Below are 26,453 nucleotides of genomic sequence, written 5' to 3' on the forward strand. Positions count from 1 at the left end.
CTAGCACCGGCTCCGCAACAGTCCGGCCCCCAGGCCGGCCCGGCGGTTTCCCGCGCCTTCCGGCCCGGTCCGTTCTCGCTCGGTGCAGGAAGAACCATACACGCCCCCCAAGGGGCTCTGCAGGGGGGGTCCCGGTGTCCCCCGCGGCCGTCGTGGACCGCGGTGGACACAGGTGGGAACGGCTCGGTAGGTGGCGCCATTCCCGCCGGCCCTCGCCGGCTCAGGCCACGCCGGCCGGGCGGAACTGGACGCTCACGCGCGGCCCGACGGGCCTGCTGGTCTTCGGGATGCAGTGCTCCCAGGTGCGCTGGCAGGAGCCGCCCATCACCACGAGGTCCCCGTGCCCCAGCGGGAAGCGCAGCGTCTCGCCGCCACCGCCGGCCGGGCGCAGGAGGAGCGGCCGCGGCGACCCGAAGGAGACGATCGCCACCATCGTGTCCTCGGTGCGGCTCCGGCCCAGGCGGTCGCCGTGCCAGGCCACGCTGTCCCGGCCGTCCCGGTACAGACACATCCCGGCGGTGACGAACGGCTCGCCGAGCTCGGGCGCGTAGTGCGCGTCGAGCGCGGCGCGGGCCTCGGTCAGGAGCGGGTGCGGCAGCGTCTCGCCGCGCCCGTACCAGCGGAGCAGCCGCGGGACGGCGACCTCGCGGTCGTACATCTGCCGCCGGTCGGCCCGCCAGCCGATGTCGCCGAGCAGCACCTCGAGCACCTCGTCGGAACCGGTCACCCAGCCCGGCAGGTGGTCGACCCACGCGCCCCTGGTGAGCACGTGCCGCCGCACCCGGCCCCGTAGCGGGGTGAGCGCGGCCTCCTCGGCGACGTCGAACATCGACGGCTGGTGCGCGAGCGACATGGCGGCAGGCTACGCGTGGTCGAACGTGTGTACGAGTTCCTGCTACGCGGTGAGCGCGAGCGCGAAGGGCAGCACGCGGGATGCGCCGGCCAGCCGCAGCTCCCGCCCGGCGACGGTCATGGTCCAGCGCGAGTCGGCGAGGTCGTCGACGAGCAGCACCGGCACCGGCCCCAGCTCGGAGAGCCGCGACCGCAGCTCCGGTCCGACGGCGATCCGCTGCCACACCCCCGCCAGCCGGAAGGCGCTGTTCCCGCCCGGGCCCCCCGTCGGGCCGCCGTGCGCGAGCGACAGCTCCCCCAGGTACGGCAGCCGCCCCACCCGGGCCAGGCCCTGCGCCACCCCGGTCACCAGCCGCGGACGGCGGCGGGACGGGACCGCGACCACCGCCGCCGGCCGCTCGGCCCAGTCCCAGGCGCCGAGCACGCGGGCGCAGGCGCGCAGCAGGTCCTCGTCCGGCGGGACGTCGGACACCGAGCGCTGCACCGGCATGTCGAAGGCGGCGTCCGGGTCCTCCTCGATGCCGGGCGCCTCGAGGTCGAGGGTCACCGTGCCCCCGACGCCGTCGTCGCCGAGCAGGGTGCGCAGCCGCTGGCCCCAGCCCAGGTCGGTGAGCCGGGCGACGGCCCGGCCCGGGTCCACCTGCTCGCCCGCCGCGATCTTCCCCTTCACCTCGACGCCGAGCCGGTCGGCGCCGGTGGGCCACTGCGCCCGCGGGGCGAGCTCGACGCCCGGGCGGTCGAGCGCGGCGGAGGCCGCCTCGGCGGCGCCGGCGGGGACGTCGGTCGGGTACCAGGGGCCGGCGCAGACGTCGCAGCGGCCGCACGGGGCAGCGGTCGGGTCGTCGAGCGCCTCCTGGAGGAAGGCCATCCGGCAGCGCGCCTCGTCGACCGGCTTCGCGTAGGCGATCATCGCCCGCTGCTCGGCCTCCCGGGTGCGGGCGACGCGGGCGTAGCGGTCGGCGTCGTAGACCCACGGGCGGCCGGTGGACCGCCAGCCGCCCTGCACCCGCTCCACCGCGCCGTCGACGGCGAGCACCTTGAGCAGCAACTCCAGGCGGGAGCGGCGGACGTCGGCGACGGTCTCCAGCCGGGCCACCGACCAGGCCTTCGCGTCGGCCATCGCGGAGAGGACGGCGGCGGCGTGGTCCTCGCGCGGCATGGAGGAGGTGGCGAACCACTGCCAGATGGCGAGGTCCTCCGGGCCGGGCAGGAGCAGGACGTCGGCGTGCTCGACGGCGCGGCCGGCGCGGCCCACCTGCTGGTAGTAGCTGACCGGCGACGACGGCGCCCCGAGGTGGACGACGAAGCCGAGGTCGGGCTTGTCGAAGCCCATGCCCAGCGCCGAGGTGGCGACGAGCGCCTTCACCCGGTTCTCCCGCAGCGCCTCCTCGGCCTCCTTGCGGTCGGCGTCGTCGAGGCGGCCGGTGTAGGCGCGCACGTCGTGCCCGGCGTCGCGCAGCAGGCCCGCCGTCTCCTCGGCCGCGGCGACGGTGAGCGTGTAGACGATGCCGCTGCCCGGCAGGTCGCCGAGGTGGGCGGCGAGCCACGCCAGCCGGGCGCGGTCGGTGGGCAGCCGCAGGACCCCGAGGCGCAGCGAGTCGCGGGCCAGCGGGCCGCGGACCGTCGTCACCCCGACGCCGCCGGCGCCCAGCTGCTCGGCGACGTCGGCGACGACGCGCTCGTTGGCCGTGGCGGTGGTCGCGAGGACGGGCGTGCCGGCCGGCAGGGTGCCGAGCAGGTCGCGGATGCGGCGGTAGTCGGGACGGAAGTCGTGGCCCCAGTCGGAGACGCAGTGCGCCTCGTCGACGACCAGCAGGCCGCAGCGGGCGACCAGGCCGGGCAGCTGCTCCTCCCGGAAGCGCGGGTTGGTCAGCCGCTCCGGGGAGACGAGCAGGACGTCGACGTCGTCGGCCGCCAGGGCCGCGGCGACGTCGTCCCACTCGGTGGCGTTGGCGCTGGAGATCTCCACCGCGCGGATGCCGGCGCGGGCCGCGGCGGCCACCTGGTCGCGCATCAGCGCGAGCAGCGGGCTGACCAGCAGGGTGGGGCCGGCGCCGCGGCGGCGCAGCAGCGCGGTGGAGACGAAGTACACCGCCGACTTGCCCCAGCCGGTGCGCTGGACGACCAGCGCCCGCTCGGACCGCTCGACCAGCGCGGCGACGGCGGCGTCCTGCCCCTCGCGGAACACCGCGTCGGGCCGGCCGGTCAGTTCCCGGAGGACGTCGAGGGCCTCGGTGGCGAGGTCGGCGGACGGCGCGGCGGTGCTCATGGCACCCGACAGTAGGTGCGTCCCCCGACAGCGGGACCGTGTGAGCAGGACCTGGGGACGACGGGCAGGATGGGGACGATGCGACCGCCGGATAACCACGTGCACACCGGGTGGTCGTGGGACACCCCCAGCTCGGTCACGATGGCCCGCGCGTGCGAGCGGGCGGTCGCCCAGGGACTGCCCGCGATCGCCTTCACCGAGCACCTCGACTTCACCGTCTGGGGCCCCGACGACCGGGCCACCACCCTCGGCCTGGTCGACCGGCACGCCTCGCGGCACGAGCCGATCGACACCGAGGGCTACTGGGCCGAGCTCACCGAGGTCCGCGAGCGGTTCCCCGAGCTGCGCATCTGGTCCGGCGTCGAGGCCGGCGAGCCGCACCTGTTCGAGTCCAGCGTCGCCGCCCACCTGGCCGGCGCGCCCGTCGACCGGGTCCTGGGGTCGCTGCACTCGCTGCACCACGAGGGCCGGCTCTACGGCGTCGGGCAGCTGCTCTACCAGGACGCCGACGGCACCATGCGCCGCTACCTGGCCGAGATCGTCGACATGGTGGAGAGCAGCGACGTCTTCCAGGTGCTCGCGCACGTGGACTTCCCGCGGCGGTACTGGCCCGGCGGCTCGCACCGGTACGTGGAGAAGGACTACGAGGAGGAGTACCGGGCGGTGTTCCGCGCGCTGGCCGGCACCGGCCGGGCGCTGGAGGTTAACACCAGCAGCCCGCTGGCCTCGGTGGACCAGGTGCGCTGGTTCCGCGAGGAGGGCGGCGAGGCGGTCAGCTTCGGCAGCGACGCCCACCAGCCCGGCGCGGTCGGGCAGCGCTTCGACCTCGCCGTCGACGTCGTGGAGGCGGCCGGCTTCCGGCCCGGGCGGGACCGCTTCGACTTCTGGCGCCGCTGAGGCTCAGCAGGCCACCCGGTCGAGGGCGTCGCGCCACCTGCGCCGCAGGCCGGGCGGGCCGATCAGGCGCTGGACGAGCAGGACGGCCCGGCCGCGCAGCCCCCGGCCGCCGGTGTGGTGCATGACGACGTCGACGTGGCTGCCCCCGCCGTCGCGCGGGGTGATCCGGACGTCGCCGGTGCCGCGGTCGCAGTGGTCGCTGTCGAGCAGCGTCCAGGAGACGCGGTCGGGGTCGGGCCACTCGTAGCGCAGCAGCACCCAGAACGGGACGCCCGCGCTGCCCTCGCGGATGACGGCCCACCCCTCACCCTGCTCGCGGACCTCGTACTTCGCCGGGTCGAGGGTCTTCGACCACACCTCGAGCCGCCGGTCGGTGACGTCGGTGAACGCCTCGCGGACCTGGACCGGGGTGGCGCGGGTGTCGAAGCCGAAGCGCACGCGCATGGCCGTCTCCCTCCGGGTGGCCCCGCTGCCGCGGATCCTCCCCTGCCCAGGGGGCCGACGGGTGGGACGTCGTCCCGGCAACTACTTCACCGCTAAGAGAAACGCCGCTAGGGTCGCCGGGGTGACGTGCCGCCGCGTGGTGATCGCCCTCGGGGGCAACGCCATGACCGGACCCGACGGCTCGGCCACCCCGGAGGCGCAGCGGACCGCGATCCGCGAGGCGGCCGGCCACGTCGCCGAGGTGGTGGCCGCCGGGGTCGAGGTGGTGCTCACCCACGGCAACGGCCCGCAGGTGGGCAACCTGCTGGTCAAGAACGAGCTCGCGGCGCACGTCGTGCCGCCGGTGCCGCTGGACTGGAACGTCGCGCAGACCCAGGCGACCATCGCCTTCACCGTCGCCGACGAGCTGGACGCGGCGCTGGCCGCCCGGGGCCTGCCGCAGCGCACCGCCGGGCTGGTCACGCGGACCCTGGTCGACGCCGCCGACCCCCACTTCGCCGAGCCGTCGAAGCCGGTCGGCCGGTTCCTCCCGCGCGAGGAGGCCGAGCGCTTCCTCGCCCTCGGCCAGGTCTGGGAGGACCGCGGCCCGCGGGGCTGGCGGCGGGTGGTCGCCTCCCCCGAGCCGCGGTCGGTCGTCGACTCCCCCGCGATCCACGCCCTCGCCGCGGCCGGCTTCGTCGTCGTCTGCGCCGGGGGCGGCGGCATCCCGGTGACCGACGACGGCGGGGACGGCGCCGCGCTGCGCGGCGTCGAGGCCGTCATCGACAAGGACCTCACCGCCGCCGTCCTGGCCCGCGACCTGGACGCCGACACCCTGGTGATCGCCACCGACGTCCCGAACGTGATGGTCGACTTCGGCACGCCGGCGCAGCGCCCGCTCGGCCGGGTCACGGTGGCCGAGCTCCGCGCGCACGCCGCCGACGGCCAGTTCGCCCGGGGCTCCATGGGTCCCAAGGTCGAGGCCGTCCTCCGCTTCGTCGAGGCGGGCGGCGAGCGCGCCGTCGTCACCTCGCTCGAGAACATCGCCGACGCCGTCACCGGGGACGCCGTCGGCACCGTCCTGACCGCTGCGTAGAGAAGAGGAACAGGTGCCCGCACCGATCGAGGTCCGCAAGGTCCCGCTGCACAACGTGAGCGACGCCAGCGAGCTGGCCAAGCTCATCGACGACGGCGTCATGGAGGCCGACCGGGTCGTCGCCGTCATCGGCAAGACCGAGGGCAACGGCGGCGTCAACGACTACACCCGGATCATCGCCGACCGCGCCTTCCGCGAGGTGCTGCTGGAGAAGGGCAGCCGGTCGAAGGAGGAGGTCGCGCAGATCCCGATCGTGTGGTCCGGCGGCACCGACGGCGTCATCAGCCCGCACGCCACGATCTTCGCCACGCTGCCCGAGGACGCCGTCGAGAAGACCGACGAGCCGCGGCTGACCGTGGGCTACGCGATGAGCGACGTCCTGCTGCCCGAGGACATCGGCCGCATCTCGATGGTGGAGAAGGTCGCCGAGGGCGTGCGCCGCGCGATGGAGGCGGCCGGCATCACCGACCCGGCCGACGTCCACTACGTGCAGACCAAGACGCCGCTGCTGACCATCGAGACCATCCGCGACGCGAAGAACCGCGGCAAGGACACGTACTACGACGAGCCGCACGGCTCGATGGACCTGTCCAACGGCACGACGGCGCTCGGCATCGCGGTGGCGCTCGGCGAGATCGAGATGCCGAAGCAGGAGCAGGTCATGCGCGACCTGTCCCTGTACAGCGCCGTCGCCTCCTGCTCGTCGGGCGTGGAGCTGGACCGGGCGCAGATCGTCGTCGTCGGCAACGCCCGCGGGCACGGCGGGAACTACCGCATCGGCCACTCGGTGATGAAGGACGCCCTGGACCAGGACGGCATCTGGGACGCCATCCGCCAGGCCGGGCTCGACCTGCCCGAGCGGCCGCACGTCAGCGACCTCGGCGACCGGCTGGTCAACGTCTTCCTCAAGTGCGAGGCCGACCCGACCGGCTACGTCCGCGGCCGGCGCAACGCGATGCTCGACGACTCCGACGTCTTCTGGCACCGGCAGATCAAGGCCACGGTCGGCGGCGTCGCGGCGTCGGTGACCGGCGACCCGGCGGTGTTCGTGTCGGTGGCCGCGGTGCACCAGGGCCCCTCCGGCGGCGGCCCGGTCGCCGCGATCGTCAAGGCCTGAGGCCCGAGCGGGACCCGCCGGGCGCTCCCCTGCGGGTCCCGATCACGGCAGGATCGCGTCCACGTACCCGCCGTCGACGCGCAGCGCGCCGCTGCAGCAGCGAGGCCGGGCGGTGCTCGCGCATGAACCGCCGGTGGGGGTGGGCCCGGCGATCACCGGGTTCACCGTGACCCCGGAGCCGGCCGCCTCCGCAGGCGTTGCCGCGGGAGACCGCGAGCAGCGCCGTCTCGGTGACGCCGTGGGGGACCACCTCCGCCGGGATGGCGACCGCGGAGTCGCGGGCGGTGTACTGCACCCGGCCCCGGCCGCGCTCGCGCATCCCGGGCAGACGGGCGCGGGTCGAACAGCTCCCGGCAGACGCGGTCGTGTTCCCCGGGTGGTCGACCACCGCGCCGCCCCCGATCGTCCCGGCGCACGCGGCGATCCGGCCCCGCGGTGGCGCGCCCGGGCCCGCTCCGGTACACCGTCACCCGTCCGTGATCATCCCGTTTCCCCTGGATGGGGGTCGGGTAGGGGCGGATCCTGATCATTCGACGACGTGAAGTGGGCCGCTCATGGACACCGATCATCGCGAGGGTCACGGGGGACTCGTGGGCGCTGTACGAGGCGCGTTGGAGCAGTTCATGGCTCTGACGGGCCTCGAACCCGTCGCCACCACCGGCGTGCGCCGGGACGGCGACGGGTGGTCCGTGCTGGTCGACGTCGTCGAGCTCGAGCGCATCCCCTCCACGACGAGCGTCATGGCGACCTACCGGGTCGACATGGACGGCTCCGGCACCCTGACCGGGTTCGAGCGGCTGCGCCGCTTCAGCCGCGGCCAGGTGGACCAGGCATGAGCGGACCCGTCGCCCGCCGTCAGGTCGGCGTCGGCAGCGGAGCGCTCGGCCGGCAGCCCGACTCGCTGGCGGACGTGCTCGAGCGCGTGCTCGACAAGGGCATCGTCATCGCCGGCGACATCGTCGTGAACATCCTCGACATCGAGCTCCTGACCCTCAAGCTGCGCCTGTTCGTCTCCTCCGCGGAGACCGCCCGCGAGATGGGCCTGGACTGGTGGAGCCACGACCCGTTCTTCTCCGGCCGGCCCGCGCCGGCCGTCGAGGGCGGCGAGCGCGACGACGGCGAGCGCGACGACGGCGAGGTCGCCGCGCTGCGGGCGCGCGTCGCCGAGCTGGAGGACCTGGTCCGCCGGCAGGGCCTCGAGGCCGGCCCGGCGGCGACGGACCGGACGACGGAGCGGCGGGAGGCCGAGCAGCCGTGACCGGTCCCGACGTCCCCGACCGCCTCACCCGGGTAGCCCGCGAGCTGGGCCCCGAGGTGCTGGCGGACGCGGTCGTCCGGGGCCGCGAATTGGCGGTCGAGCGGCTGGCCGGCCTGCTCGCCGACGCCCTGGTCGCGGAGGTCCTCGCCGGCCGGGCCGCGGGTGCGGCCCCCGCGCCGGCCGCGGCCGCACGCCCGGAGCCCGCTGCGCCGCCCGGACCCTCTGTACCGCCCGAGTCGGCACCGCCTCCCGTGCCCCCGCCGCGGACCGACGCGGCACCGCTGCCGGACGAGGTGCTGTACGCCTTCGCGCTGACCCGCGCCGACCTCCCGGTGCCCGCGGACCCGCCCGGCGCCCCCGACGGCGGGCGCCCCCTCGAGCTGGTCACCGACGGTGACCTCGGCCTGCTCGTGCGCCGCGTGCCGCGGGCCGACCTGGAGGTCGACCCCGATGACCTGTCCGAGGGCGGGCGCCTGGCGCTGCTGGCCCGCGGCCACGACGCCGTCGTCCGGGCCGCCGTCGCCGCGGGTCCGGTGCTGCCGCTGCGGCTCGGCACCGCCGTCCCCGACGCGACGGCCGCCCGCCGCCTCCTGGCCGAGCACGCCGCCGTCGCCCGCGAGCAGCTGACCCGCATCGGCGACGCCCGCGAGTGGGGCGTCCGGCTGGTCCGCCCGGCCGACGGCGAGGAGGCCGGCGACGGCGGGCCCCGGCCCGACCGCGAGGAGCTGACCGGCACCGCGTACCTGGCCCAGCGCCGGCAGGCGCTGCGCCAGCGGGAGGAGGCCGCCCGTGACGCCGCCCGGGCGGCCGACCGGCTCGAGCAGGTGCTGGACCCGCACGTCCGGGAGTGCCTGCACCGCGGCGCCGCGCCGGCGTCCGGGCTGCTGCTCGACCTCGCCTGCCTGGTGGCGCCCGACGCCGAGGAGGCGTTCCTCGCCGCGGTCGGGGAGCTCCGGACCGAGCTCGAGGACGACGGACTCGCGCTGGAGGTGAGTGGCCCCTGGCCGCCGTACTCCTTCGCCGCGCTGACCGCGGAGGGCAGCGGTGGCTGAGCGGACCGGGATCCTCGGCGGGGACACGCGGGGCACGAGCCTGGTCGAGCTGCTCGACCGGGTGCTGCAGCGCGGCGCCTACGTTGGCGGGGACGTCGTCATCACCCTGGCCGGCATCGACCTGGTCCGGCTGGACCTGCGCCTGCTGCTCACCGCCGTCCAGCCCCGGGAGCCGCAGCCGGCCGGCACGGAGGCCCTCCGGTGACCGGCCCCGACCTCCCGCCACCGCAGCGGAGGGGACCGTCCGGCGCCGCCCGCCGCCTCGAGGGCAGCGGCGAGGAGGTCGGCCGCTCGCTGGGGCGGCTGGTCGTGTCCCTGCTGGAGGTCGTCCGCCAGGTCGTCGAGCGCCAGGCGCTGCGGCGGGTGGACGCCGGCGACCTCACCGACGCCCAGGTCGAGCAGCTCGGCCGGGCGCTGATCGACCTGGAGGCCACCTTCGACGAGCTGATCGACGCGTTCGGCGTCGTCCCCGAGGACCTGTACCTGCCCCTCGACCTCACCGCGCTGGCGCGCGGTGGCACCACGGGCACCCGAGCACGGCCCCCTGACCCCGACCCGAGCAGGAGACAGCCATGACCATGTCCACGTCCTCCGTCAACCGCGCCCCCCGGCCCAGCGGCCTCGCGGACGTCCTCGACGTCGTCCTCGACAAGGGCATCGTCATCGACGCGTACGTGCGGGTGGCGCTGGTGGGCATCGAGTTGCTCACCATCGACGCGCGCATCGTCATCGCCAGCGTCGACACCTACCTGCGCTTCGCCGAGGCGGTCAACCGGCTGGACCTGCAGCCGCAGGACCAGGTCGCGGGCCTGCCCGGCCTCATCCGCGAGGTCACCCAGGGCGGCTCCCGGGCGAAGACCAAAGGAGCCCTGAGCGGCGCGCGGGAGACCGCCCAGGACGTCATCGGCTCCCTCACCGGCCGCGACAAGGACCGGGACGAGGAGGGCGACGGCGGCTCGCGCGGCGGCGAGCGCGGCGCCCCGGCGTCGCGGCGGCCGCAGAACCGGAGCTGACGGTGCTGCTCGTCCACGGCGTCGTCCGCGGGTCCGACGCCGTCGCCGTCGGCCGGGTGCCGCCCGGCCGGCTGCAGCAGCCGCGCGCCGTCGTCGCGGGTCCGCTGGCGGCGGTGGTGTCCGACGCGCCGGACGGCGACCTGGTGGGCGACGACGCCGTCGCGCACCTCGACCTGCTGGTGACCCTGGTCGTGACCGTCCCGGTGCTGCCGCTGCCGTTCGGGACCGTCGCGCCCGACGAGGACGCCGTCCGGGCCGAGGTGCTCGAGCCGTCGGCCGGCGAGCTGGCCCAGCGCCTGGACGCCGTGGCCGACCTGGTCGAGCTGCGGCTGGACCTCGACTTCGACACCGACGCCTCGGTCGCCGCGGTGAGCCGCGACGACCCGGACATCGCGCGGCTCGCCGCGCGCGCCCGGGTGCCGGGGGCCTCGCTGGCCGACCGGATGGCGGTGGGCGAGGCGGTGGCGGCGCGCGTCGCCGACCGGCAGGCCGAGCTCGCCGCGACCTGGACGCAGGAGCTGTCGGGGGTGGCCGAGCAGTCGCGTGAGCTGCACGTCGACGAGCAGGTGTCGCGGACGGCGTACCTCGTCCGGCGCGGCCGGCTCGACGACGCCGACGCCGCGGTCGCCCGGCTGCGCGAGGCGGCCGCCGGCAGCGCCAGCGTCGAGTACGTGGGCCCGATGCCCGTCTACAGCTTCCTGGACGACGTGGTCGTGGGTTCGCAGCCCGCACCCCGTTCGCGATGGGGGTGGTGAGGGAAAGCAGCACACCGTCGGTACGGGGGCCGGCGGCAGTCGATCGAGCAGTTGCACCGGGGACCGGGTCCCCGAGCGGAGAAGAGGATCACTGTGACCGAGAGTCCCACCCCGTCCGTGCTCAAGCTGGGAGCCGCCACGCTCGGTGGCTACCTGCTGGGCCGCATGAAGAAGGGCCGGGCCGCACTCAGTTTCGCCATGTGGGTCGCCGGCTCGCAGTCCGCCCTGGACCCCAAGCGCCTCCTGCGTGAGGCCCTCCTGTCCGTCGCCAGCAGCAACGAGGCCAAGGAGCTGCTGACCCAGCTGCGCGGGCCCCTGCTGCAGGCCGGCAGGAGCGCGGCGACGGCCACCTTCGACACCCAGCTCGCGGCGCTGACCAAGGCGCTCGAGCAGCGCACGGCCGCGCTGAACGAGAAGGCCGGGAAGGCCGTCGACACCGTGGGTGAGGCGGCGCTCAAGGCCACCGACACCGCGGGCGAGGCCGCCTCCACGGCCACCGACACCGCCGGCAAGGCGGCCGGCGCGGCCGGTGGCGCCGCGGGTGGCGCTGCCGAGTCCGGCACCGGCGTCCTCCGCCGTGGCCTCCGGGCGATCACCGGCAAGGGCAAGGGCAAGGAGGACGAGGAGCAGGAGGACACCGGCAAGGCCGCGGAGGCGGAGGAGGACACCGCCGAGGGCCAGGGCGCCGAGGACACCGCCGAGGACCAGGGCGCCGAGGACCAGGACACCGGCACCGCCGAGGACCAGTCCGAGGACGCTGAGTCCGAGGACGAGGAGTCCGAGGACGAGGGCGTCCCCGACGACCGGGCCGAGGAGGACACCGGCGCGGCCGAGGACGAGGCGGAGTCCGGCGAGGACACCGGCGAGGACACCGGCGAGGACACCGAGGAGGACACCGAGGAGGACACCGAGTCCGACGAGGACGAGGACGAGGGCGACGACGACCTCACCGCCGAGGACGAGACCTCGGACGAGGACGAGGAGTCCGACGAGGACACCGACGAGGACGAGTACGAGGACGAGGACTCCTACGACGACGAGGAGGACGACGAGGCGGAGGACGAGGGCGACGAGGACCTCACCGCCGAGGACGAGACCTCGGACGAGGACGAGGAGTCCGAGGAGGAGTCCCCCGAGGACACCGCCGAAGACGAGGAGGGCGCCACCGCCGAGGACGACACCTCGGCCGAGGACACGTCCGGTGAGGACGAGTCCGAGGACGAGACGTCCGCCGAGGGCAGCGACCGCACCCCCGACCCGGGTCACGCCGACGTCGACGTCGACCCCGGCCAGGCCGGCGGCTCACCCGGTGACGACACGGACGGTGGCGACACCGACAGCGCCGCCGGGGGGACCGCCGGCGGGGGCAACGCCTCGCAGGACCTCGGGGGCGACGACGAGGGCGACGACGGGGAGCAGCAGGAGACCCCGCTGCCGCCGCGGCGTGCCGCCCGTCGTCCGCAGAGCCGTCAGGGCCGGGGCGACCGGGCGCAGGGCGACCGGGCGCAGTCCTCGGAGGCTCCCCGCAGGCGGCCCCGCCCGAGCGGTGACGCCGCGTCCGGCGGCGGCCAGGAGGCGGCCGGCCGTGACGAGGGCCGCCAGACCGAGGCCGAGCCGGCACGCCGCGCCCGGCCCCAGGGCCGCACACCCCGTCGTCCGCGCACGGAAGGAACCCGCGCATGACCAGCACCGAGAACCAGGAGAACCAGGAGACCGGCGGCGGCGGAGGTGGCGGGGGCCTGCTCGGCGGGCTCGCCCACAACCCGGTGGTCAGCCGCCTCGGTGACGCGGCGAAGGACTACGCCAAGGCCCGCGCCACCGACGCGGTGAAGTCGCTCGGCAGCAAGGTCGGGGGCGTCACCGACAACCTCAAGGACAAGGCCGAGGGCGGCGGCTTCGTCGCCCCCGCCGCGATGGGCGCCATCTCCCGCGTGGCCCAGGGCGACAGCCCGGTCAAGGCCGTGCTCGGCGGCGTGGGCACGGGCGTCAAGGAGAAGGTCAAGGGCCTGTTCCGCAAGGGCGGCGGCGCCGGCGGCAACAAGAAGTTCGTCAACATCGTCGAGGACGTCTACGTCGGCGTCCCGGTGAACGTCGCCTACGACCAGTGGACGCAGTACCAGGAGTTCGCCAGCTTCATGAAGGGCGTCGACTCGGTCGACCAGGCCGACGAGGTGTCCAGCAACTGGCGGGTCAAGGTGTTCAAGTCCCGGCGGAACTGGAAGGCCACCGTCACCGAGCAGATCCCGGACCGGCGGATCGTGTGGACCACCGAGGGCGCCAAGGGCACGACCAAGGGCGTCATCACGTTCCACCCGCTGGCCGACGACCTCACCCAGGTGCTGCTGGTCATGGAGTACTACCCGCAGGGCCTGTTCGAGAAGACCGGCAACATCTGGCGGGCCCAGGGCCGCCGCGCTCGGCTGGACCTCAAGCACTTCCGGCGCTTCATCATGATGCGCGGCGAGGCGACCGGCAGCTGGCGCGGGGAGATCCGGGACGGCGAGGTGGTCCGCGGACCCGACGAGCCGGAGCCGGACGAGACCGGTGCCGAGTCGCCGGAGGAGGCCGAGGACCAGGAGGAGACCGGCTACGACGAGGAAGCCGGCTACGACGAGGAAGCCGAGGAGGGAGAGGCCGGCGAGGAGGAGGCCGGCGAGGAGGGCGCTGAGGAGGCCCCCGAGGAGGAGGCCCCGGAGGAGGCTCCCGAGGAGGAGCCGGCCCCCGAGGAGGAGCCCTCGGGCGACGGGTCCGAGGGCGGGGCGCCCCAGCGGCGACGGGCGCGACGGCCGGCACCCGCCGGGACCCGCTGAGAGGAGGAGACGATGTCCCAGACCGAGAACGGCGAGGTCCCGGCGTCGCTGCGTGAGGCGGCGATCTCGCTCAGCGTCCGGGAGGAGGTCCTCGACGTCCTCCTGGAGAAGATCGAGACCGACCACTACCCGTCGGCGACGATGATGGACGACGTCGAGGCGCTCCTCACGCCGTGGCGCAAGCAGGAGTACGCGGAGATCCTGCTGGCCAAGATCCGCCAGGACCGGTTCCCCAGCCGGTCGCTGATCCAGCGGCTGGTCCGCCTGTCCTCCTGAACGACCGTCGCCGGCCGGCGTCGGGGGCCCCTCCGGGCACCCGGCGCCGGCCGGTGGCGTCTGTGCGGCCGGGCGGCCGCGCGGGACCGGGGGAGGCCGGACGGCGCCGGCCCGTTAGCGTCGGGGCACGCCGACGGAGCCGGAGAGGGTGCGGATGATCGACAAGCGGGTGAGGTCACTGGCCGACGCCGTCGCCGGCATCGAGGACGGCGCGACCGTGCTCATCGGCGGGTTCGGCGCCTCCGGCGTCCCCGTGGAGCTGGTGCACGCGCTGCTCGACCGGGGGACCACCGACCTCACCGTCGTCACCAACAACGCCGGCTCGGGCGAGACCGACGTCGCGGCGCTGCTGCGCGAGCGGCGGGTGCGCAAGATCGTCTGCTCGTACCCGCGCTCGACCGGCTCGATCTGGTTCGAGGAGCGCTGGCGCGCCGGCGAGGTGGAGCTGGAGCTGGTCCCGCAGGGCACGCTCAGCGAGCGGATGCGCGCCGCGGCCGCCGGTCTCGGCGGGTTCTTCACCCCGACCGGCGCCGACACCCGCCTCGCCGAGGGCAAGGAGGTGCGGGTGATCGACGGCCGGCGGCACGTCTTCGAGGAGCCTCTGCCGGGCGACGTTGCCCTGGTCCGGGCCGCGCGCGCCGACCGCTGGGGCAACCTCGTCTACCGCACCGCGGCGCGGAACTTCGGCCCGACGATGGCCGCGGCCGCCGCGCTGACGGTCGTCCAGGTGGACGAGTTCGTGGAGCTGGGCGCGCTGGACCCGGAGGCGATCGTGACGCCGGGGATCTTCGTGGACCGCGTCGTGGAGGTGGGCAGGGCGTGAGGCTGGACACGCGGGACGTCGCACGGCGGATCGCCCGGGACATCCCCGACGGCGCCTACGTCAACCTCGGCATCGGCCTGCCCACGCTGGTCGCCGACTGCGTAGGGGACGACAAGGAGGTCGTCTACCACTCGGAGAACGGCATCCTCGGGATGGGCCCCGCCCCGGCGCCGGGCGAGGAGGACCCCGAGCTGATCAACGCCGGCAAGCAGCCGGTGACCCTCCTGCCCGGCGGGGCGTTCTTCCACCACACCGATGCGTTCCTCATGATGCGCGGCGGCCACGTCGACGTGACCGTGCTCGGCGCCTTCCAGGTCTCCGAGCACGGCGACCTCGCCAACTGGGCGACCGACGACGCCACGCACCCGCCGGCGGTCGGCGGCGCGATGGACCTCGCCGTCGGCGCGAGGCGGGTGCTGGTCATGACGACGCACACGACCAAGGCCGGTGAGCCCAAGCTCGTGCCGCGCTGCACCTACCCGCTCACCGCCGCCGGCGTGGTCGACCGCGTCTACACCGACCTCGCCGTCCTCGACGTCACCGCCGAGGGGTTCCTGGTGCGCGAGATGGTGGCCGGGCTCAGCCGCGACGACCTGCAGGGCGCCACGGCCGCCCGGCTGTCCTTCGCCGACGACGTCGGCGTGCTGGTGCCGGGTCAGCGGGAGTAGTACTCCACGACCAGCTGCTCCTCACACACCACCGGGACCTCCTCGCGGGCGGGCACGCGCTCCACCCGGGCGGCGAGGTCGGCCAGCCGCACCTCGAGGTAGGCCGGGGCGGTGGCGTGCGCGCCGGCCGCGGCGACCTGGAACGGCTCCCGGGTCCGCGACCGCTCGGCGATCGAGATCCAGTCGCCCGGGCGCAGCCGGTAGGACGGGCGGTCCACCCGGCGGCCGTTGACCAGCACGTGCCGGTGGGTGACGAACTGGCGGGCCTGGTAGATCGTCCGCGCGAACCCGGCGCGCAGCACCATGGCGTCCAGCCGGGACTCGAGGTCCTGGATCGCGCCTCGCCGGTCTTGCCGCCGGTCCGCCGCGCCCGGTCGAACGCCCGGCGCAGCTGGGTCTCGCTGACGTCGTACTGCGCCCGCAGCCGCTGCTTCTCCAGCAGCCGGGTCGAGTAGTCGCTCTGCTGCTTGCGCTTGCGGCCGTGCTCGCCCGGCGGGTAGGGGCGGCGCTCGAAGTAGCTCACGGCCTTCGGGGTGAGCGGCAGGCCGAGCCGGCGGCTGAGCCGGACCTTGGGACGCGGGGTGTTCAACCGGACCTCCGTGGTCGAGTTAGGTTAGGGTCACCTTACCCGCATCCCGACCCCGAGGTGATCGATGACCGCCGGCCCCTCCCCCCGCGCCGGTTCGGGCACCACCGGCATCCCCCAGCCCTCCCCCGCCGAGCGCGCCCGCACGGTGGCCGCCTGCGCCTCGGCGGCGCTGCACGCGGTCGGCGTCGGCGCGGTCGAGGTCACGGTCACCGGGACGACGGCGGCCGGGCAGGTGCTCGTCGCCGTCCCCGCGGACGGGCGCCTGGCGGCGGCGCTGCGGACCTCGCCGCTGGGCGACCTGCCGGCGCGGCTGACCGTCACCGACCGCGCGCCCTTCCCGGTGCAGCACCCGGTGCGCGGGCAGGTGGAGCTGTCCGGCTGGCTGACCCCGGTCCACCCGGCCGGCGTGCAGACCGCGCTGCTGGACCTCGCCGACGTCCGCCCCTCGGACGCGCTGCTCGACGTCGGCCTGAGCGCGGTGCTGCTGCGCCTGGACCTCGCCGAGGTGCTGCTCACCGACGCCGGGACGGCGGCGGAGGTGGAGCCCGAGGACTTCGCGCACGCGCGGCCGGACCCGGTGAGCGCCGCGGAGTCCGGCCTCGCCGCCGCGCACGCCGGGGCGCTGGACACCCTGCTCGGCCGGGTGCGGGCCTGGGCCGGCCCGCGCGACGACGTCCGCCTGCTCGGGCTGGACCGGCACGGCGTGCGGTTCCGCGTCGAGGCGCGGCGCTCCTGCTACGACCTGCGCGTGCCGTTCCGGGCGCCGCTGACCGGCGGGGAGGGCCTGGCCGCCGCGCTGGACACCCTGCTCACCTGCGGTCCGACGTAGCGGTCATCGCCGGGCGAACCAGCTGCCCTCCGGGATCTCCAGCGCGGGCCGCGGTCGATCCGGGCCGCGCCGTCGGGGCGGCTCCCACGGCCACAACTCGACCACGCCCTCGGCGGCCGCGCGGATCGCTGTCCCGTCGATCACCGTGCTGGTCTCCGGCAGGCCGAGCTCCGGGCACCACACGACGACCGTCAGCGGCCCGGCCGGCGGCAACGGGGACAGCCACCAGGAGTGGTCCACGGAGTACTCGCTGCCCGAGCCGCTCCCCTGGGTGAAGACGACGTCGCCGCCCCACTCCGCCTCGCCGGTGTTGTCCACCCGGGTGCCGTCGGCCAGCTCGAGTCCGAGGAGCAGCGGTGGCGCCCCGGGGCCGGGCTGCCAGAGCACCTCGTGGAGCTCGGTCCCGGACAGCGTCCCAGGACGGACGCGGACGGCGAGGTCGAACGCCAGGCCCGTCGAGTGGACCTGCATCCCCACCAGGGCCACCACGGCGTCGTCGGTGCGGGCGAGCAGCACGTTCTGCGGCAGGGCCACCGGCAGCTCGTTCTGTGGCGCGCCCATCCGCCGCAGGTCGTCGTCGTCCGGTTCGCCGTCCGGCCAGGCGCTGGTCCACATGCAGCGAGCCTGGTGCGACCGCCCGGGCCCCGGCAAGGTGACCGGGCGCGGGTCAGGCGGCGGCGCGGGCCTCCTCGGCGAGGGCGGCCAGCGCCTGCTCGAAGCACTCCCGCGGCGGCTGCACGAGGCCCGCGCCCACCTGACCGGTGCCGGCCACCCGCCCGGCCATGCCGGTGTTGATCTGCGGCAGCCAGCCGGTGCGGGCCACGGCGAGGACGTCGATGCCGGTCGGGGCGCCGCGGAAGCCGAGGATCGGGATCGCCATCGCCGGGTTCTCGGCCAGGGTGAGCTGGTACATCCGCTCGGTGGTGGCCAGCGCGTCGGGCACGGTGCCGCCGACGAAGCGGACGATCGCCGGCGCCGCGGCCATCGAGAACCCGCCGACGCCGTAGGTCTCCATGATCGCGGAGTCGCCGATGTCGGGGTTGGCGTCCTCGGGGCCGTAGTCGCCGAGGAACAGGCCGACGGGCGTCTGCGCGGGGCCGGTGAACCAGCGGTCGCCGGTGCCGGCGGTCTGCACGCCGAACTCGGTGCCGTTGCGCGCCATCACGGTGACCAGCGTCGAGCCGGGGACGTCGCGGGCGGCGTCCATCGCCAGCTTCGCCGTCGGCATGCCGAGGTTGAGGAAGAAGTGCTCGTTGCCGCCGATGAAGCGCAGCGCGGCGGCGACGTCGTCGGACGGCGCGTCGAGCGCGGCCAGCGCCGGGGACAGCTCGCGCAGGGTCATCAGCGACCCGGCGCGGTTGCGGTTGTGCCCCTCGTCGCCCATCTGCAGCATCTGCGCGAGCACGGCCTTGACGTCGAGCGGCTCGGCCATCGAGCGCACCGCGCGGGCCAGCAGCGGGCCGAGGACGTCGCGCATCCAGGCCAGCCGGGTGAGCACCTCCTCGTTGAAGGCGCCCATCCGCAGCACCTTGCCGAGGCCCTCGTTGAGGTTGCAGTAGGCCCGGCCGCCGTTGACCGGGTCCTCCAGGCACCACGCCCACATCGACGGCGAGGTCACCCCGGCCATCGGGCCGACGGCGGAGCGGTGGTGGCACGGCTCGAGCTCCACGCCGCCCGAGGCGAGCAGCGCCTCCGCCTCCTCCACCGTCGACGCCCAGCCCTCGAACAGGCAGGCGCCGACGAGCGCCCCGCGCATCGGGCCCGACGCCGCCTCCCAGGTCAGCGGCGGGCCGGAGTGCAGCAGCGTGCGCCCCTCGAGGCCGAGCACCTCGCGGGCCGGCCGGACGTCGACCAGGACCGAGCCCGCGGCCAGCACCCGCTCGACCGCCGTCCGGTTGGCCGCCGCGCGGCGCGGGTCCAGCGCCAGCGCGGCGAGGTCGGCGGCGTCGCCGAAGCCCGGCGGCCGCCAGTCGACGTCGGCCACCGACGCGCCCTGGGCGCGCAGCGCGCCGGAGAAGACGTCGACGCCCGCGGCCACCACCGCCGGCGGGCCGTCCAGCAGACCACCCAGGCTCATCGCTGCGCTCCCAGCAGGTCGAGGGCGTACCGCGTGGCCGCGGCGTTGGAGGCGAAGACCGCGGAGCCGGCCGCGGCGAGGGCGTCGGCCTGGCGGCTCCAGCCCTGGGGGTCGGCCTCGGTGCCGACCAGTGCGACCACCACCGGCAGCTGGGCGCGCTCGCGCGCGGCGGTCAGCGCCGGCGCGAGGGCCGCCGCCGGATCGGCGTCGGCACCGTGGCCGAGGACGACGTCGAGCAGCAGCACGGCGGGCTCGCCGGAGTCGGCCAGCCGGGCGATCGCCTCCAGCCGCAGCGTCGGGTCGATCATCGGGTGGGCGCGGCCGACGGTCAGGGCGTCGTCGCCGAAGTCGATCACCACGTGCCCGCGGGCGGACAGGTCCGTCCCGAGGCCGAGTTCCGGCCGCAGCGGGGTGTTGGAGCGGACGTCGCCGAGCACCGGGGCGGCGAGGAGCATCGCCTCGTCGGCCAGCGTGCCGCCGGAGTAGAGGCCCTTGAGGACCGCGCCGGGCAGCGCGGCCTCCCCCGGGCCGGGCCGCGACGGCCAGACCGGGACGTCGAGCCCCATGTCGGCCAGCAGCGCCTCGACGGCGGCGGTGAGGTCGGGTGTCTCCGGCGACAGCGCGGCCGACCGGACCGGCGTGGCCAGCCCCGCGGCGGCCCGCTCCACCGCCTCGGCCACCGACGGCGCCGGCGGCTTGGAGACGACGAGCACCCGCTCGGTGGCCGGGTCGGCGTCCAGCGCCGCCAGCGCGTCGAGGGTGGCCAGCCCGCCGACGGCCTCGGACAGGTCGCGCCCGCCGACGCCGATCACGTGCGAGACGCCGACGCCGGCCGCGTCGAGCAGGCAGGACACCTGCTGCGCGCCGGTCCCCGACGCCGCGACGACGCCGACCGGGCCGGGGCGCACCACGTTGGCGAAGCCGAGCGCGACGCCGGAGACGATCGCGGTGCCGCAGTCGGGGCCCATGACCAGCACCCCGGCCGCGTGCGCGGCGCGCTTGAGCGCGACCTCCTGCTCGACCGGGACGCCGTCGGAGAAGACCAGCACGCTGCGGCCGGCGGCGATCGCGTCGGCGGCCTCGAGCGCGGCGTACTGCCCGGGGACGCTGACGATCGCCAGCGCCGGGGCGCCCGGCTCGAGGTCGTCGAGGCCGGCGCCGATCGTGCGGGCCGGCTGCGCGTCGGCGGTGGCGCGGGAGCGCTCGCGCTCGGCCAGGGCGGCGTCGACGGCGGCCACCGCGGCGGCCAGCGCGTCGTCGTCGACGGCCCGGACGGCGATCAGCAGCTGGTCGGGCGCGGGGGTCCCCTCGGGCGCCAGCCTCATGCCCGCGGCGAGCTCGACGTTGAGCGGCGTGGCCATGGCCACGAGGACGGCGGTGACGCCCTCGCGGGCGCCGACGTCGCGGCTGACCTGCATCAACCGCACCGAGTCGGCGTAGACACCGCTGCGCAGGGAGACGTGCCGGACGCCCTCTCCGGGGCCTGGATCGCTCACCCCGCCGACCGTACCGGGAGATCCCTCAGCGGTGAGATATCGGCGGCGCAACGATCTTGTTTCCGGTCGAAGATTTAGCGGTGAGGCACTTTCGCGGCGGCGTGTCGCGTGACACTGTGACGGCCTCCCGGGGGTGGCGGCACCTCCCGGCCCGCATCGGCTGTGCCTCGCGAGGAGGACCCCATGGCGTTCGGTTGGAAGCTCTACGGCGACGGCAAGACGCCGCCACTGGGCGAGGCCGTCGCGCCCGACGAGCGACTGTCGTGGCCCCGCACCATCGGCATCGGCGCCCAGCACGTCGTCGCGATGTTCGGCGCGACCTTCGTCTTCCCGATCGTCATGGGCCTGGACCCGAACCTGGCGATCATGATGAGCGGGATCGCGACGATCATCTTCCTGCTCATCGTGAACGGGAAGGTGCCGAGCTACCTGGGCACCAGCGCCTCGTTCGTCGGCGGCGTCGTCGCCGTCCGGGCGCAGGGAGGCGACTCCGGCGACGTCGTCGGCGCGATCCTGGTCTCCGGCGTCGTGCTGGCGCTGGTCGGCGTGCTCATCCACTTCGCCGGGGTCCGGTTCCTGCACGCGATCCTGCCGCCGGCGGTGACCGGCGCGGTCGTGCTCCTGATCGGCTTCAACCTGGCCCCGGTGGTCGCCGGCATCTACTGGCCCCAGGACCAGTGGGTGGCGCTGGCCACGATGTCCTTCGTCATCGTCGCCTCGCTGCTGCTGCGCGGCTTCTGGGCCCGCATCTCGATCCTGCTCGGCCTCGTCTTCGGCTACCTGCTGTCGATCCTGCTCGACGCGACCGCAGGCCAGATCACCTCGCCCGACGGCACCGGCGAGGTCGTCACCCGCGACCGGATCAACTTCGACTCCGTCACCCAGGCCGACTGGTTCGGCCTCCCCGACTTCACCGCGCCCAGCTTCTCCCTCAACTTCAGCCTCCTGGTGCTGCCCGCCGTCATCGCGCTGGTCGCGGAGAACGCCGGCCACGTGAAGGCCGTCGCCGAGATGACCAAGCGCGACCTGGACCCGTACATGGGCCGGGCGATCGCCGCCGACGGTGTCGCCACCGTCGTGGCCTCCTCGGTCGGCGGCTCCCCGACCACCACCTACGCCGAGAACATCGGCGTCATGGCCGCCACCCGCGTCTACTCGACGGCGGCCTACTACGTGGCGGCCCTCGTGGCGATCCTGCTCGGCCTCTGCCCGAAGTTCGGCGCCCTGATCAACATCATCCCGGGCGGCGTGCTGGGCGGGATCACCGTCGTCCTCTACGGGATGATCGGCCTGCTCGGCGCGAAGATCTGGAAGGAGAACCGGGTCGACTTCGCCAACCCGATCAACCTCGTGCCGCTCGCCGCGGGCATCATCATCGCCATCGGCAACGTGAACCTGCAGATCACCGACACCTTCTCGCTGGGCGGCATCGCCCTGGGCACCATCGTGGCGGTGCTCGGCTGGCACGTCGCCCGCGCCCTCGCGCCGGCGGAGATGAAGGCCGCGCTCCTGGCCGAGCGCGAGTACGCCGGTGGCACGGGCCCCGCGCTCGGCCACGCCGGGGCGCACGAGTACGGCCCCGGGGCGCGCGAGTACAGCGCCGACCCGTCGTCGGTGGACCAGGTGGGCCGGCCCGGTGTCGACACCCGCAAGGGGACGCTCGACAGGTGAAGCCCGCACCCTTCCGCTACGCCGACCCCCGGTCCCTCGACGAGGCGCTCGACGTCCTGGCCGCCGAGCCCGGCGCCAAGGTGCTCGCCGGCGGGCAGTCGCTGCTGCCGCTGCTGGCGATGCGCCTGGCGGCGCCGGCCACGCTGGTCGACGTCAACCGGGTGCCCGGCCTCGACGCCGTCGAGGCGACCGGGGACGGCGTGCGGGTGGGCGCCCTCGTCCGGCACGCGCGGCTGCTCCGCGACGACGCCGCCGCCCGGGTCCAGCCGCTGCTGGCCCGGGCGACGGCGAACGTCGCCCACCCGGCCATCCGCAACCGCGGGACGACGGTCGGGTCGATCGCGCACGCCGACCCCTCCGGGGAGATGACCTCGGTGCTCGCCCTCACCGGCGGCTCGGTGACCGTGGCGACGCCGGCCGGCCGGGAGACCGTCGGCTGGCAGGACCTGTTCGTCGGGCCGCTGGAGACCTCGCTGCCCGGCGGCGCGGTCGTCGTCGACGCGTTCTTCCCCGCCCTGCCCGAGCGCTCGGGCACCGCCTTCGCCGAGATCGCCCGGCGCAAGGGGGACTACGCCGTCTGCGGGGCCGGCGTCGTCGTGACCCTCGACGCGGAGCGCCGGGTGGCCGCCGTCCGCGCCTCCTACCTGTCGGTCGGGCTGGTGCCCGAGGTGCACGACCTCACCGAGGCCGTCGCCGGCAAGCCCGTCGACAGCGCCGACTGGGCCGCGGCCGGCGCGCTGGCCCGCACGCTGGTCGACCCCGACACCGACATCCACGCCAGCGCCGACTACCGCCGGCTGCTGGTCGGCGTGCTCACGGAACGGACGCTCGCCGAGGCGGCCGCCGAGGCGATCGAGAGGACCGCCGCATGACCTCCGTCGACACGGAGCGGACCGTCCGCGTGACGGTGAACGGCGTCCCGCGGGAGGTGACCGTCCCGGTGCGCCGGGTGCTCGCCGACGCGCTGCGCGACGACCTCGGGCTGACCGGCACGCACGTCGGCTGCGCGCACGGCGTCTGCGGCTCGTGCACGGTGCTCGTCGACGGCGACCCGGTGCGCTCCTGCCTGGTGCTCGCCGTGCAGGTCGACGGCGCGGAGGTGACCACCGTCGAGGGCCTGGCCCGCGAGGACCACCAGAGCGGGCAGGTGCTCCACCCGGTGCAGGAGGCCTTCCGCGAGTGCCACGCCCTGCAGTGCGGGTTCTGCACGCCGGGCTTCCTGGTGACGATCGCCGCGGGCCTCGAGGCGCGGGACGCGGGCACGGAGATCACCGAGGAGGAGGTCGACGAGCTCGTCGGCGGCAACCTCTGCCGGTGCACCGGCTACGCCAACATCAAGAAGGCCGTCCGGCACGCCGCCGCCGCGATGCGGGAGGAGGCACCGTGACCACCAAGCTGTTCGGGGAGCCGGTCCGCCGGCGCGAGGACGCCCGCCTCATCACCGGCCGCGGCCGCTACCTCGACGACATCGGCGCCGGCGCGCTGGCCGCGGCCTTCGTGCGCAGCCCGCACGCGCACGCCCGCGTCGTCGACGTCGACGTCGAGGCGGCGCTGGACGTCGAGGGCCTGGTCGCGATCTACACCTACGAGGACCTCACCGGCCCGATGGCCGAGCCGCTGCCGGTGCTCATCCCCCACCCGCAGCTGCACGCGCCGCGCACCGGGTACCCGCTGGCCAACGGCGAGGTCAACCACGTCGGCGAGCCGGTCGTCATGGTCGTGGCCACCGACCGGTACGTCGCCGAGGACGCCGCCGAGCGGATCGTCGTCACCTACGAGGAGCTGCCGGTCGTCGTCGGGGTGGACGCCGCCCGGGCCGCCGAGCACGCCGTCCACGAGGAGATCCCCGACAACGTCGCCGCCCGGCACCACCAGGAGACCGGCGACGTCGAGCCGGCGCTGGCCGCCGCCCCGCACACGCTGTCGTTCACCCAGTACATCGAGCGCAGCGCCTGCACGCCCCTGGAGGGCAAGGGCGTGCACGCCCGCTGGGACGCCGACGACGGCAGCCTGCGCGTGCACTCCAGCACCCAGGCCTCGACGTCGGTGCGCGCGGCGATCGCCGCCAAGCTCGAGCTGTCGCTGGACCGCGTCGAGGTGATCGCCCCCGACGTCGGCGGCGGCTTCGGCGTCAAGATCGTGCACCCGTGGCCCGAGGAACTGCTGGTGCCGATGGCGGCGATCCGGCTGGGCCGCGAGGTCAAGTGGGCCGAGGACCGGCGCGAGCACTTCGTCTCCAGCGCCCACGAGCGCCAGCAGCGGCAGGAGATCACCGTCGGGTACGACGACGACGGCCGGATCACCGCGCTCGACGTGCACGTCTGGCACGACAACGGCGCCTACACGCCCTACGGGATCATCGTCCCGATCGTGACGGCGACCCAGCTGGTCGGCCCGTACGTGATCCCCGTGTACCGGGTGGTCGTCGAGAGCGTCTACACCAACACCGTCATCGTCACGCCCTACCGCGGGGCCGGGCGGCCGCAGGGCTGCTACGCGATGGAGCGGACGATGGACCGCATCGCCGACGCGCTCGGCCTCGACCGCGCCGAGGTGCGCCGGCGGAACCTGATCACGCCCGACCGGTTCCCCTACGACCACCGCCTGACGTTCCAGGACGGCCGGCCGGTGATCTACGACTCCGGCGACTACCCCGGGCTGCTGGACAAGCTCGTCGCGCTGGTCGGCTGGGACGAGGCCGCCGCGCTGCGCGCGGACGCGCAGGCGCGCGGGAAGCTGCTCGGCGTCGGCATGGCGCTCTACGTGGAGGGCACCGGGCCCGGTCCCTACGAGGGCGGGCACGTGCAGGTGCTCGGCAGCGGCAAGGTGCTGGTCTCCACCGGGCTCACCTCGCAGGGCCAGGGGCACGAGACGGTGTTCGCGCAGATCGTCGCCTCCGAACTGGGGGTGCCGATCGAGGACGTCGAGGTGCACACCGGCGACACCCGGCGCTTCGGGTACGCCGTCGGCACGTTCGCCTCGCGCGCCGCGGTGATGAGCGGCAACGCCGTCGCGCTGGCCGCCCGCGGGGTGCGGGAGAAGGCGCTGCGGATCGCCGCCGAGGTGCTCGAGGCCAACCCCGAGGACCTGGAGATCGACGAGGGCCAGGTGCAGGTCAAGGGGACGCCGGGGGCGTCGATCCCGCTGCGCACGGTCGCCGTCCTGTCCAACCCGCTGCGCTACGCCTTCGACGAGGCGGCCAAGCAGGCCACCCAGTTCGCCACGCACGACGACAGCAAGCCGCCGGTCGCGCCCGGGGACGCGCCGGGCCTGGAGCACCGCGACTACTACTCGCCGATCCGCTCGACGTTCGCGTCCGGCGCGCACGCCGCCGTGGTGGAGATCGACCCGCGGACGTGGGAGATCGACGTCGTCCGGTACGCGGTCGTGCACGACTGCGGCAACGTGGTGAACCCGATGATCGTCGAGGGCCAGGTGCACGGCGGCGTCGCGCAGGGCGTGGGCGGCGCGCTGTACGAGCGGATGGCCTACGACGCCGACGGGCAGCTGCAGAACGCGTCGTTCATGGACTTCCTCATGCCCTACGCCTCCGAGGTGCCCGACGTGGTCATCGACCACCAGGAGACGCCGTCGCCCCTGAACCCGCTGGGGATCAAGGGCGCCGGCGAGGCGGGGGTCATCCCCGGGACGGCGGCGATCGCCTCGGCGATCGAGGACGCCACCGGACGGCGGATCGCGTCGATGCCGATCTCGCCGACCGAGCTGTACGACCTGATGAGAGACGAGACGGCGGAGCGGACGCAGACGTCCCTCCAGACGGGAGTGCCCGCGTGAACCTCGACGGCTCGGCGGTGCTGCACGGCACGCCCGAGGAGGTCTGGAGGGTCGTCACCGACCCGGCCGTGCTCGCGCGGACCATCCCCGGCTGCGAGTCGCTGCAGCGCACCGGCGAGGACGAGTACCGGATGGACGTCTCGGTCGGCGTGGGCGCCATCCGCGGCACCTACGCCGGCGAGGTCCGGCTGACCGACCAGCAGCCGCACTCGTCCTACGTCATGCACGCCTCCGGCGCCGGCGCCCCGGGCAACGTGCGGGCGAAGGTGGACATCGCCCTGGAGCCGCACGAGGAGGGGACGACGCTCAGCTACTCGGCCGACGCCGTCGTCGGCGGGCCGGTGGCCGGGGTCGGGCAGCGGATGATCTCCGGCGTCGCCAAGCGGATGGCCGGGCAGTTCTTCGCCGCGATCGACCGCGAGCTCACCGAGGGCGCCCCCGTGGCCGCCGCGCCGGCCGCCGCCCGCGCGACCTCGGCCGCGGTGAGCTCCACCGAGGTGCCCGCGGCCGTTCCCGCGGGGGCGCCGGCCGCACCCGAGCCGCAGGTCTTCCGCGGCGCGAAGGCCCCCGCGGCGGCGCCGTCGTCGGAGCTGCAGACCCTCGCCGTCGGCGCGCTCGGCGGTGCGGGGCTCACCCTGCTCGGCGTCCTCGTCGGCTGGCTGCTCGGCCGCCGCCGCTAGACGCGCG

At 75.3% G+C, this 26,453-nt stretch carries 28 protein-coding genes and 1 pseudogene; 21 read left to right on the plus strand and 8 right to left on the minus strand.

What is annotated here, in order from left to right:
- Positions 1–220: 220 nt before the first annotated feature.
- The gene (locus ACI79L_RS07180) at positions 221–853 is read right to left on the minus strand and encodes an alpha-ketoglutarate-dependent dioxygenase AlkB (RefSeq protein ID WP_456936112.1); all 633 of its coding nucleotides are present in this window, start codon (positions 851–853) and stop codon (positions 221–223) included.
- 42 nt (positions 854–895) lie between these two features.
- Positions 896–3,121: a DEAD/DEAH box helicase gene (locus ACI79L_RS07185; RefSeq protein WP_456936113.1), complete on the minus strand. Its 2,226-nt coding sequence runs from the start codon at positions 3,119–3,121 to the stop codon at positions 896–898.
- 78 nt (positions 3,122–3,199) lie between these two features.
- On the opposite strand from ACI79L_RS07185, the gene ACI79L_RS07190 reads away from it, so the two are divergent.
- On the plus strand, positions 3,200–4,018 hold the full coding sequence (locus tag ACI79L_RS07190; RefSeq protein WP_456936114.1) for a PHP domain-containing protein: 819 nt from the start codon (positions 3,200–3,202) through the stop codon (positions 4,016–4,018).
- 3 nt (positions 4,019–4,021) lie between these two features.
- On the opposite strand, the gene ACI79L_RS07195 is transcribed toward ACI79L_RS07190, so the two are convergent.
- Positions 4,022–4,462 (minus strand): hypothetical protein, encoded by a 441-nt coding sequence (locus ACI79L_RS07195; RefSeq protein WP_456936115.1) that lies wholly within the window; start codon positions 4,460–4,462, stop codon positions 4,022–4,024.
- A gap of 121 nt (positions 4,463–4,583) precedes the next feature.
- Here ACI79L_RS07195 and ACI79L_RS07200 point away from each other — a divergent pair, with 121 nt between their 5' ends.
- The 14 genes from ACI79L_RS07200 to ACI79L_RS07265 all read left to right on the plus strand — a co-directional run bounded on the left by ACI79L_RS07200 (position 4,584) and on the right by ACI79L_RS07265 (position 15,309).
- On the plus strand, positions 4,584–5,537 hold the full coding sequence (locus ACI79L_RS07200) for a carbamate kinase (protein ID WP_456936116.1): 954 nt from the start codon (positions 4,584–4,586) through the stop codon (positions 5,535–5,537).
- Positions 5,538–5,550: 13 nt separating this feature from the next.
- The gene (gene bar, locus ACI79L_RS07205) at positions 5,551–6,654 is read left to right on the plus strand and encodes a barbiturase (RefSeq protein ID WP_456936117.1); all 1,104 of its coding nucleotides are present in this window, start codon (positions 5,551–5,553) and stop codon (positions 6,652–6,654) included.
- A 554-nt stretch (positions 6,655–7,208) separates the two neighbouring features.
- Positions 7,209–7,490: a gas vesicle protein GvpO gene (locus tag ACI79L_RS07210; RefSeq protein WP_456936118.1), complete on the plus strand. Its 282-nt coding sequence runs from the start codon at positions 7,209–7,211 to the stop codon at positions 7,488–7,490.
- The gene (locus ACI79L_RS07215) at positions 7,487–7,912 is read left to right on the plus strand and encodes a gas vesicle protein (protein WP_456936119.1); all 426 of its coding nucleotides are present in this window, start codon (positions 7,487–7,489) and stop codon (positions 7,910–7,912) included. The genes ACI79L_RS07210 and ACI79L_RS07215 overlap by 4 nt, the downstream gene beginning before the upstream one ends.
- Positions 7,909–8,964: a GvpL/GvpF family gas vesicle protein gene (locus ACI79L_RS07220; protein WP_456936120.1), complete on the plus strand. Its 1,056-nt coding sequence runs from the start codon at positions 7,909–7,911 to the stop codon at positions 8,962–8,964. The genes ACI79L_RS07215 and ACI79L_RS07220 overlap by 4 nt, the downstream gene beginning before the upstream one ends.
- Complete coding sequence (gene gvpJ / locus ACI79L_RS07225) at positions 8,957–9,169, plus strand: gas vesicle protein GvpJ (RefSeq protein WP_387991074.1); 213 nt, start codon at positions 8,957–8,959, stop codon at positions 9,167–9,169. Before ACI79L_RS07220 ends, gvpJ begins: the two co-directional genes overlap by 8 nt.
- Positions 9,166–9,540, plus strand: a complete 375-nt coding sequence (locus ACI79L_RS07230; RefSeq protein ID WP_456936121.1) for a gas vesicle protein K — start codon at positions 9,166–9,168, stop codon at positions 9,538–9,540. The genes gvpJ and ACI79L_RS07230 overlap by 4 nt, the downstream gene beginning before the upstream one ends.
- A complete protein-coding gene (locus ACI79L_RS07235; protein ID WP_456936122.1) occupies positions 9,537–9,977 on the plus strand; it encodes a gas vesicle structural protein GvpA in 441 nt (146 codons plus the stop codon). The genes ACI79L_RS07230 and ACI79L_RS07235 overlap by 4 nt, the downstream gene beginning before the upstream one ends.
- Before the next feature lie 2 nt (positions 9,978–9,979).
- On the plus strand, positions 9,980–10,732 hold the full coding sequence (locus ACI79L_RS07240; RefSeq protein WP_456936123.1) for a GvpL/GvpF family gas vesicle protein: 753 nt from the start codon (positions 9,980–9,982) through the stop codon (positions 10,730–10,732).
- A gap of 93 nt (positions 10,733–10,825) precedes the next feature.
- Entirely contained in the window at positions 10,826–12,415 is a 1,590-nt protein-coding gene (locus ACI79L_RS07245) for a hypothetical protein (RefSeq protein ID WP_456936124.1), read from the plus strand.
- On the plus strand, positions 12,412–13,542 hold the full coding sequence (locus tag ACI79L_RS07250) for an SRPBCC family protein (protein WP_456936125.1): 1,131 nt from the start codon (positions 12,412–12,414) through the stop codon (positions 13,540–13,542). Before ACI79L_RS07245 ends, ACI79L_RS07250 begins: the two co-directional genes overlap by 4 nt.
- A gap of 12 nt (positions 13,543–13,554) precedes the next feature.
- Positions 13,555–13,818: a hypothetical protein gene (locus ACI79L_RS07255; protein WP_456936126.1), complete on the plus strand. Its 264-nt coding sequence runs from the start codon at positions 13,555–13,557 to the stop codon at positions 13,816–13,818.
- A 154-nt stretch (positions 13,819–13,972) separates the two neighbouring features.
- Entirely contained in the window at positions 13,973–14,641 is a 669-nt protein-coding gene (locus ACI79L_RS07260) for a 3-oxoacid CoA-transferase subunit A (RefSeq protein WP_456936127.1), read from the plus strand.
- Positions 14,638–15,309, plus strand: a complete 672-nt coding sequence (locus tag ACI79L_RS07265; RefSeq protein WP_456936128.1) for a 3-oxoacid CoA-transferase subunit B — start codon at positions 14,638–14,640, stop codon at positions 15,307–15,309. The genes ACI79L_RS07260 and ACI79L_RS07265 overlap by 4 nt, the downstream gene beginning before the upstream one ends.
- Here ACI79L_RS07265 and rpsD read toward each other — a convergent pair.
- Entirely contained in the window at positions 15,297–15,614 is a 318-nt protein-coding gene (rpsD, locus tag ACI79L_RS07270) for a 30S ribosomal protein S4 (RefSeq protein WP_456936129.1), read from the minus strand. The genes ACI79L_RS07265 and rpsD overlap by 13 nt on opposite strands.
- 92 nt (positions 15,615–15,706) lie before the next feature.
- Positions 15,707–15,832 (minus strand): annotated as a pseudogene (locus ACI79L_RS07275) (30S ribosomal protein S4); the annotation flags it as partial.
- Positions 15,833–15,962: 130 nt separating this feature from the next.
- Between ACI79L_RS07275 and ACI79L_RS07280 the strand changes: the two are divergent.
- A complete protein-coding gene (locus ACI79L_RS07280) occupies positions 15,963–16,727 on the plus strand; it encodes a DUF2470 domain-containing protein (protein ID WP_456936130.1) in 765 nt (254 codons plus the stop codon).
- Positions 16,728–16,730: 3 nt separating this feature from the next.
- Here ACI79L_RS07280 and ACI79L_RS07285 read toward each other — a convergent pair whose 3' ends face one another.
- From ACI79L_RS07285 to ACI79L_RS07295, 3 genes are read right to left on the minus strand one after another with little or no spacing between them, the layout of a single operon-like run.
- Positions 16,731–17,342: a hypothetical protein gene (locus ACI79L_RS07285; protein ID WP_456936131.1), complete on the minus strand. Its 612-nt coding sequence runs from the start codon at positions 17,340–17,342 to the stop codon at positions 16,731–16,733.
- Between the two features lie 52 nt (positions 17,343–17,394).
- Positions 17,395–18,804, minus strand: coding sequence for a DUF1116 domain-containing protein (locus tag ACI79L_RS07290; protein WP_456936132.1), 1,410 nt, complete (start codon positions 18,802–18,804; stop codon positions 17,395–17,397).
- Positions 18,801–20,300, minus strand: a complete 1,500-nt coding sequence (locus ACI79L_RS07295) for an FdrA family protein (RefSeq protein ID WP_456936133.1) — start codon at positions 20,298–20,300, stop codon at positions 18,801–18,803. Before ACI79L_RS07295 ends, ACI79L_RS07290 begins: the two co-directional genes overlap by 4 nt.
- A 183-nt stretch (positions 20,301–20,483) precedes the next feature.
- Between ACI79L_RS07295 and ACI79L_RS07300 the strand changes: the two genes are divergently transcribed.
- The 5 genes from ACI79L_RS07300 to ACI79L_RS07320 are packed head-to-tail and all read left to right on the plus strand — an operon-like array spanning position 20,484 to position 26,446.
- A complete protein-coding gene (locus tag ACI79L_RS07300; RefSeq protein WP_456936134.1) occupies positions 20,484–21,971 on the plus strand; it encodes a uracil-xanthine permease family protein in 1,488 nt (495 codons plus the stop codon).
- Positions 21,968–22,843 (plus strand): FAD binding domain-containing protein, encoded by an 876-nt coding sequence (locus ACI79L_RS07305; protein ID WP_456936135.1) that lies wholly within the window; start codon positions 21,968–21,970, stop codon positions 22,841–22,843. Before ACI79L_RS07300 ends, ACI79L_RS07305 begins: the two co-directional genes overlap by 4 nt.
- The gene (locus ACI79L_RS07310) at positions 22,840–23,358 is read left to right on the plus strand and encodes a (2Fe-2S)-binding protein (protein WP_456936136.1); all 519 of its coding nucleotides are present in this window, start codon (positions 22,840–22,842) and stop codon (positions 23,356–23,358) included. The genes ACI79L_RS07305 and ACI79L_RS07310 overlap by 4 nt, the downstream gene beginning before the upstream one ends.
- Entirely contained in the window at positions 23,355–25,766 is a 2,412-nt protein-coding gene (gene cutA, locus ACI79L_RS07315) for an aerobic carbon-monoxide dehydrogenase large subunit (RefSeq protein WP_456936137.1), read from the plus strand. Before ACI79L_RS07310 ends, cutA begins: the two co-directional genes overlap by 4 nt.
- Positions 25,763–26,446 carry an SRPBCC family protein gene (locus tag ACI79L_RS07320; RefSeq protein WP_456936138.1) on the plus strand — a complete coding sequence of 228 codons (684 nt, stop codon included), beginning with the start codon at positions 25,763–25,765 and terminating at the stop codon, positions 26,444–26,446. The genes cutA and ACI79L_RS07320 overlap by 4 nt, the downstream gene beginning before the upstream one ends.
- Positions 26,447–26,453 lie beyond the last annotated feature (7 nt).

This window comes from Geodermatophilus sp. SYSU D00684 (genome assembly GCF_054050455.1).

What these genes read in the sequence shown, in the direction of transcription:
- ACI79L_RS07280 (WP_456936130.1), top strand. Translation starts at nt 15,963, where the DNA reads ATGACCGCCGGCCCCTCCCCCCGCGCCGGTTCGGGCACCACCGGCATC.
- ACI79L_RS07290 (WP_456936132.1), bottom strand. Translation starts at nt 18,804, where the DNA reads ATGAGCCTGGGTGGTCTGCTGGACGGCCCGCCGGCGGTGGTGGCCGCG.
- ACI79L_RS07235 (WP_456936122.1), top strand. Translation starts at nt 9,537, where the DNA reads ATGACCATGTCCACGTCCTCCGTCAACCGCGCCCCCCGGCCCAGCGGC.
- ACI79L_RS07190 (WP_456936114.1), top strand. Translation starts at nt 3,200, where the DNA reads ATGCGACCGCCGGATAACCACGTGCACACCGGGTGGTCGTGGGACACC.
- ACI79L_RS07300 (WP_456936134.1), top strand. Translation starts at nt 20,484, where the DNA reads ATGGCGTTCGGTTGGAAGCTCTACGGCGACGGCAAGACGCCGCCACTG.
- ACI79L_RS07210 (WP_456936118.1), top strand. Translation starts at nt 7,209, where the DNA reads ATGGACACCGATCATCGCGAGGGTCACGGGGGACTCGTGGGCGCTGTA.
- ACI79L_RS07185 (WP_456936113.1), bottom strand. Translation starts at nt 3,121, where the DNA reads ATGAGCACCGCCGCGCCGTCCGCCGACCTCGCCACCGAGGCCCTCGAC.
- ACI79L_RS07260 (WP_456936127.1), top strand. Translation starts at nt 13,973, where the DNA reads ATGATCGACAAGCGGGTGAGGTCACTGGCCGACGCCGTCGCCGGCATC.
- ACI79L_RS07250 (WP_456936125.1), top strand. Translation starts at nt 12,412, where the DNA reads ATGACCAGCACCGAGAACCAGGAGAACCAGGAGACCGGCGGCGGCGGA.
- ACI79L_RS07180 (WP_456936112.1), bottom strand. Translation starts at nt 853, where the DNA reads ATGTCGCTCGCGCACCAGCCGTCGATGTTCGACGTCGCCGAGGAGGCC.
- ACI79L_RS07310 (WP_456936136.1), top strand. Translation starts at nt 22,840, where the DNA reads ATGACCTCCGTCGACACGGAGCGGACCGTCCGCGTGACGGTGAACGGC.
- ACI79L_RS07285 (WP_456936131.1), bottom strand. Translation starts at nt 17,342, where the DNA reads ATGTGGACCAGCGCCTGGCCGGACGGCGAACCGGACGACGACGACCTG.
- ACI79L_RS07255 (WP_456936126.1), top strand. Translation starts at nt 13,555, where the DNA reads ATGTCCCAGACCGAGAACGGCGAGGTCCCGGCGTCGCTGCGTGAGGCG.
- rpsD (WP_456936129.1), bottom strand. Translation starts at nt 15,614, where the DNA reads ATGGTGCTGCGCGCCGGGTTCGCGCGGACGATCTACCAGGCCCGCCAG.
- ACI79L_RS07215 (WP_456936119.1), top strand. Translation starts at nt 7,487, where the DNA reads ATGAGCGGACCCGTCGCCCGCCGTCAGGTCGGCGTCGGCAGCGGAGCG.
- ACI79L_RS07195 (WP_456936115.1), bottom strand. Translation starts at nt 4,462, where the DNA reads ATGCGCGTGCGCTTCGGCTTCGACACCCGCGCCACCCCGGTCCAGGTC.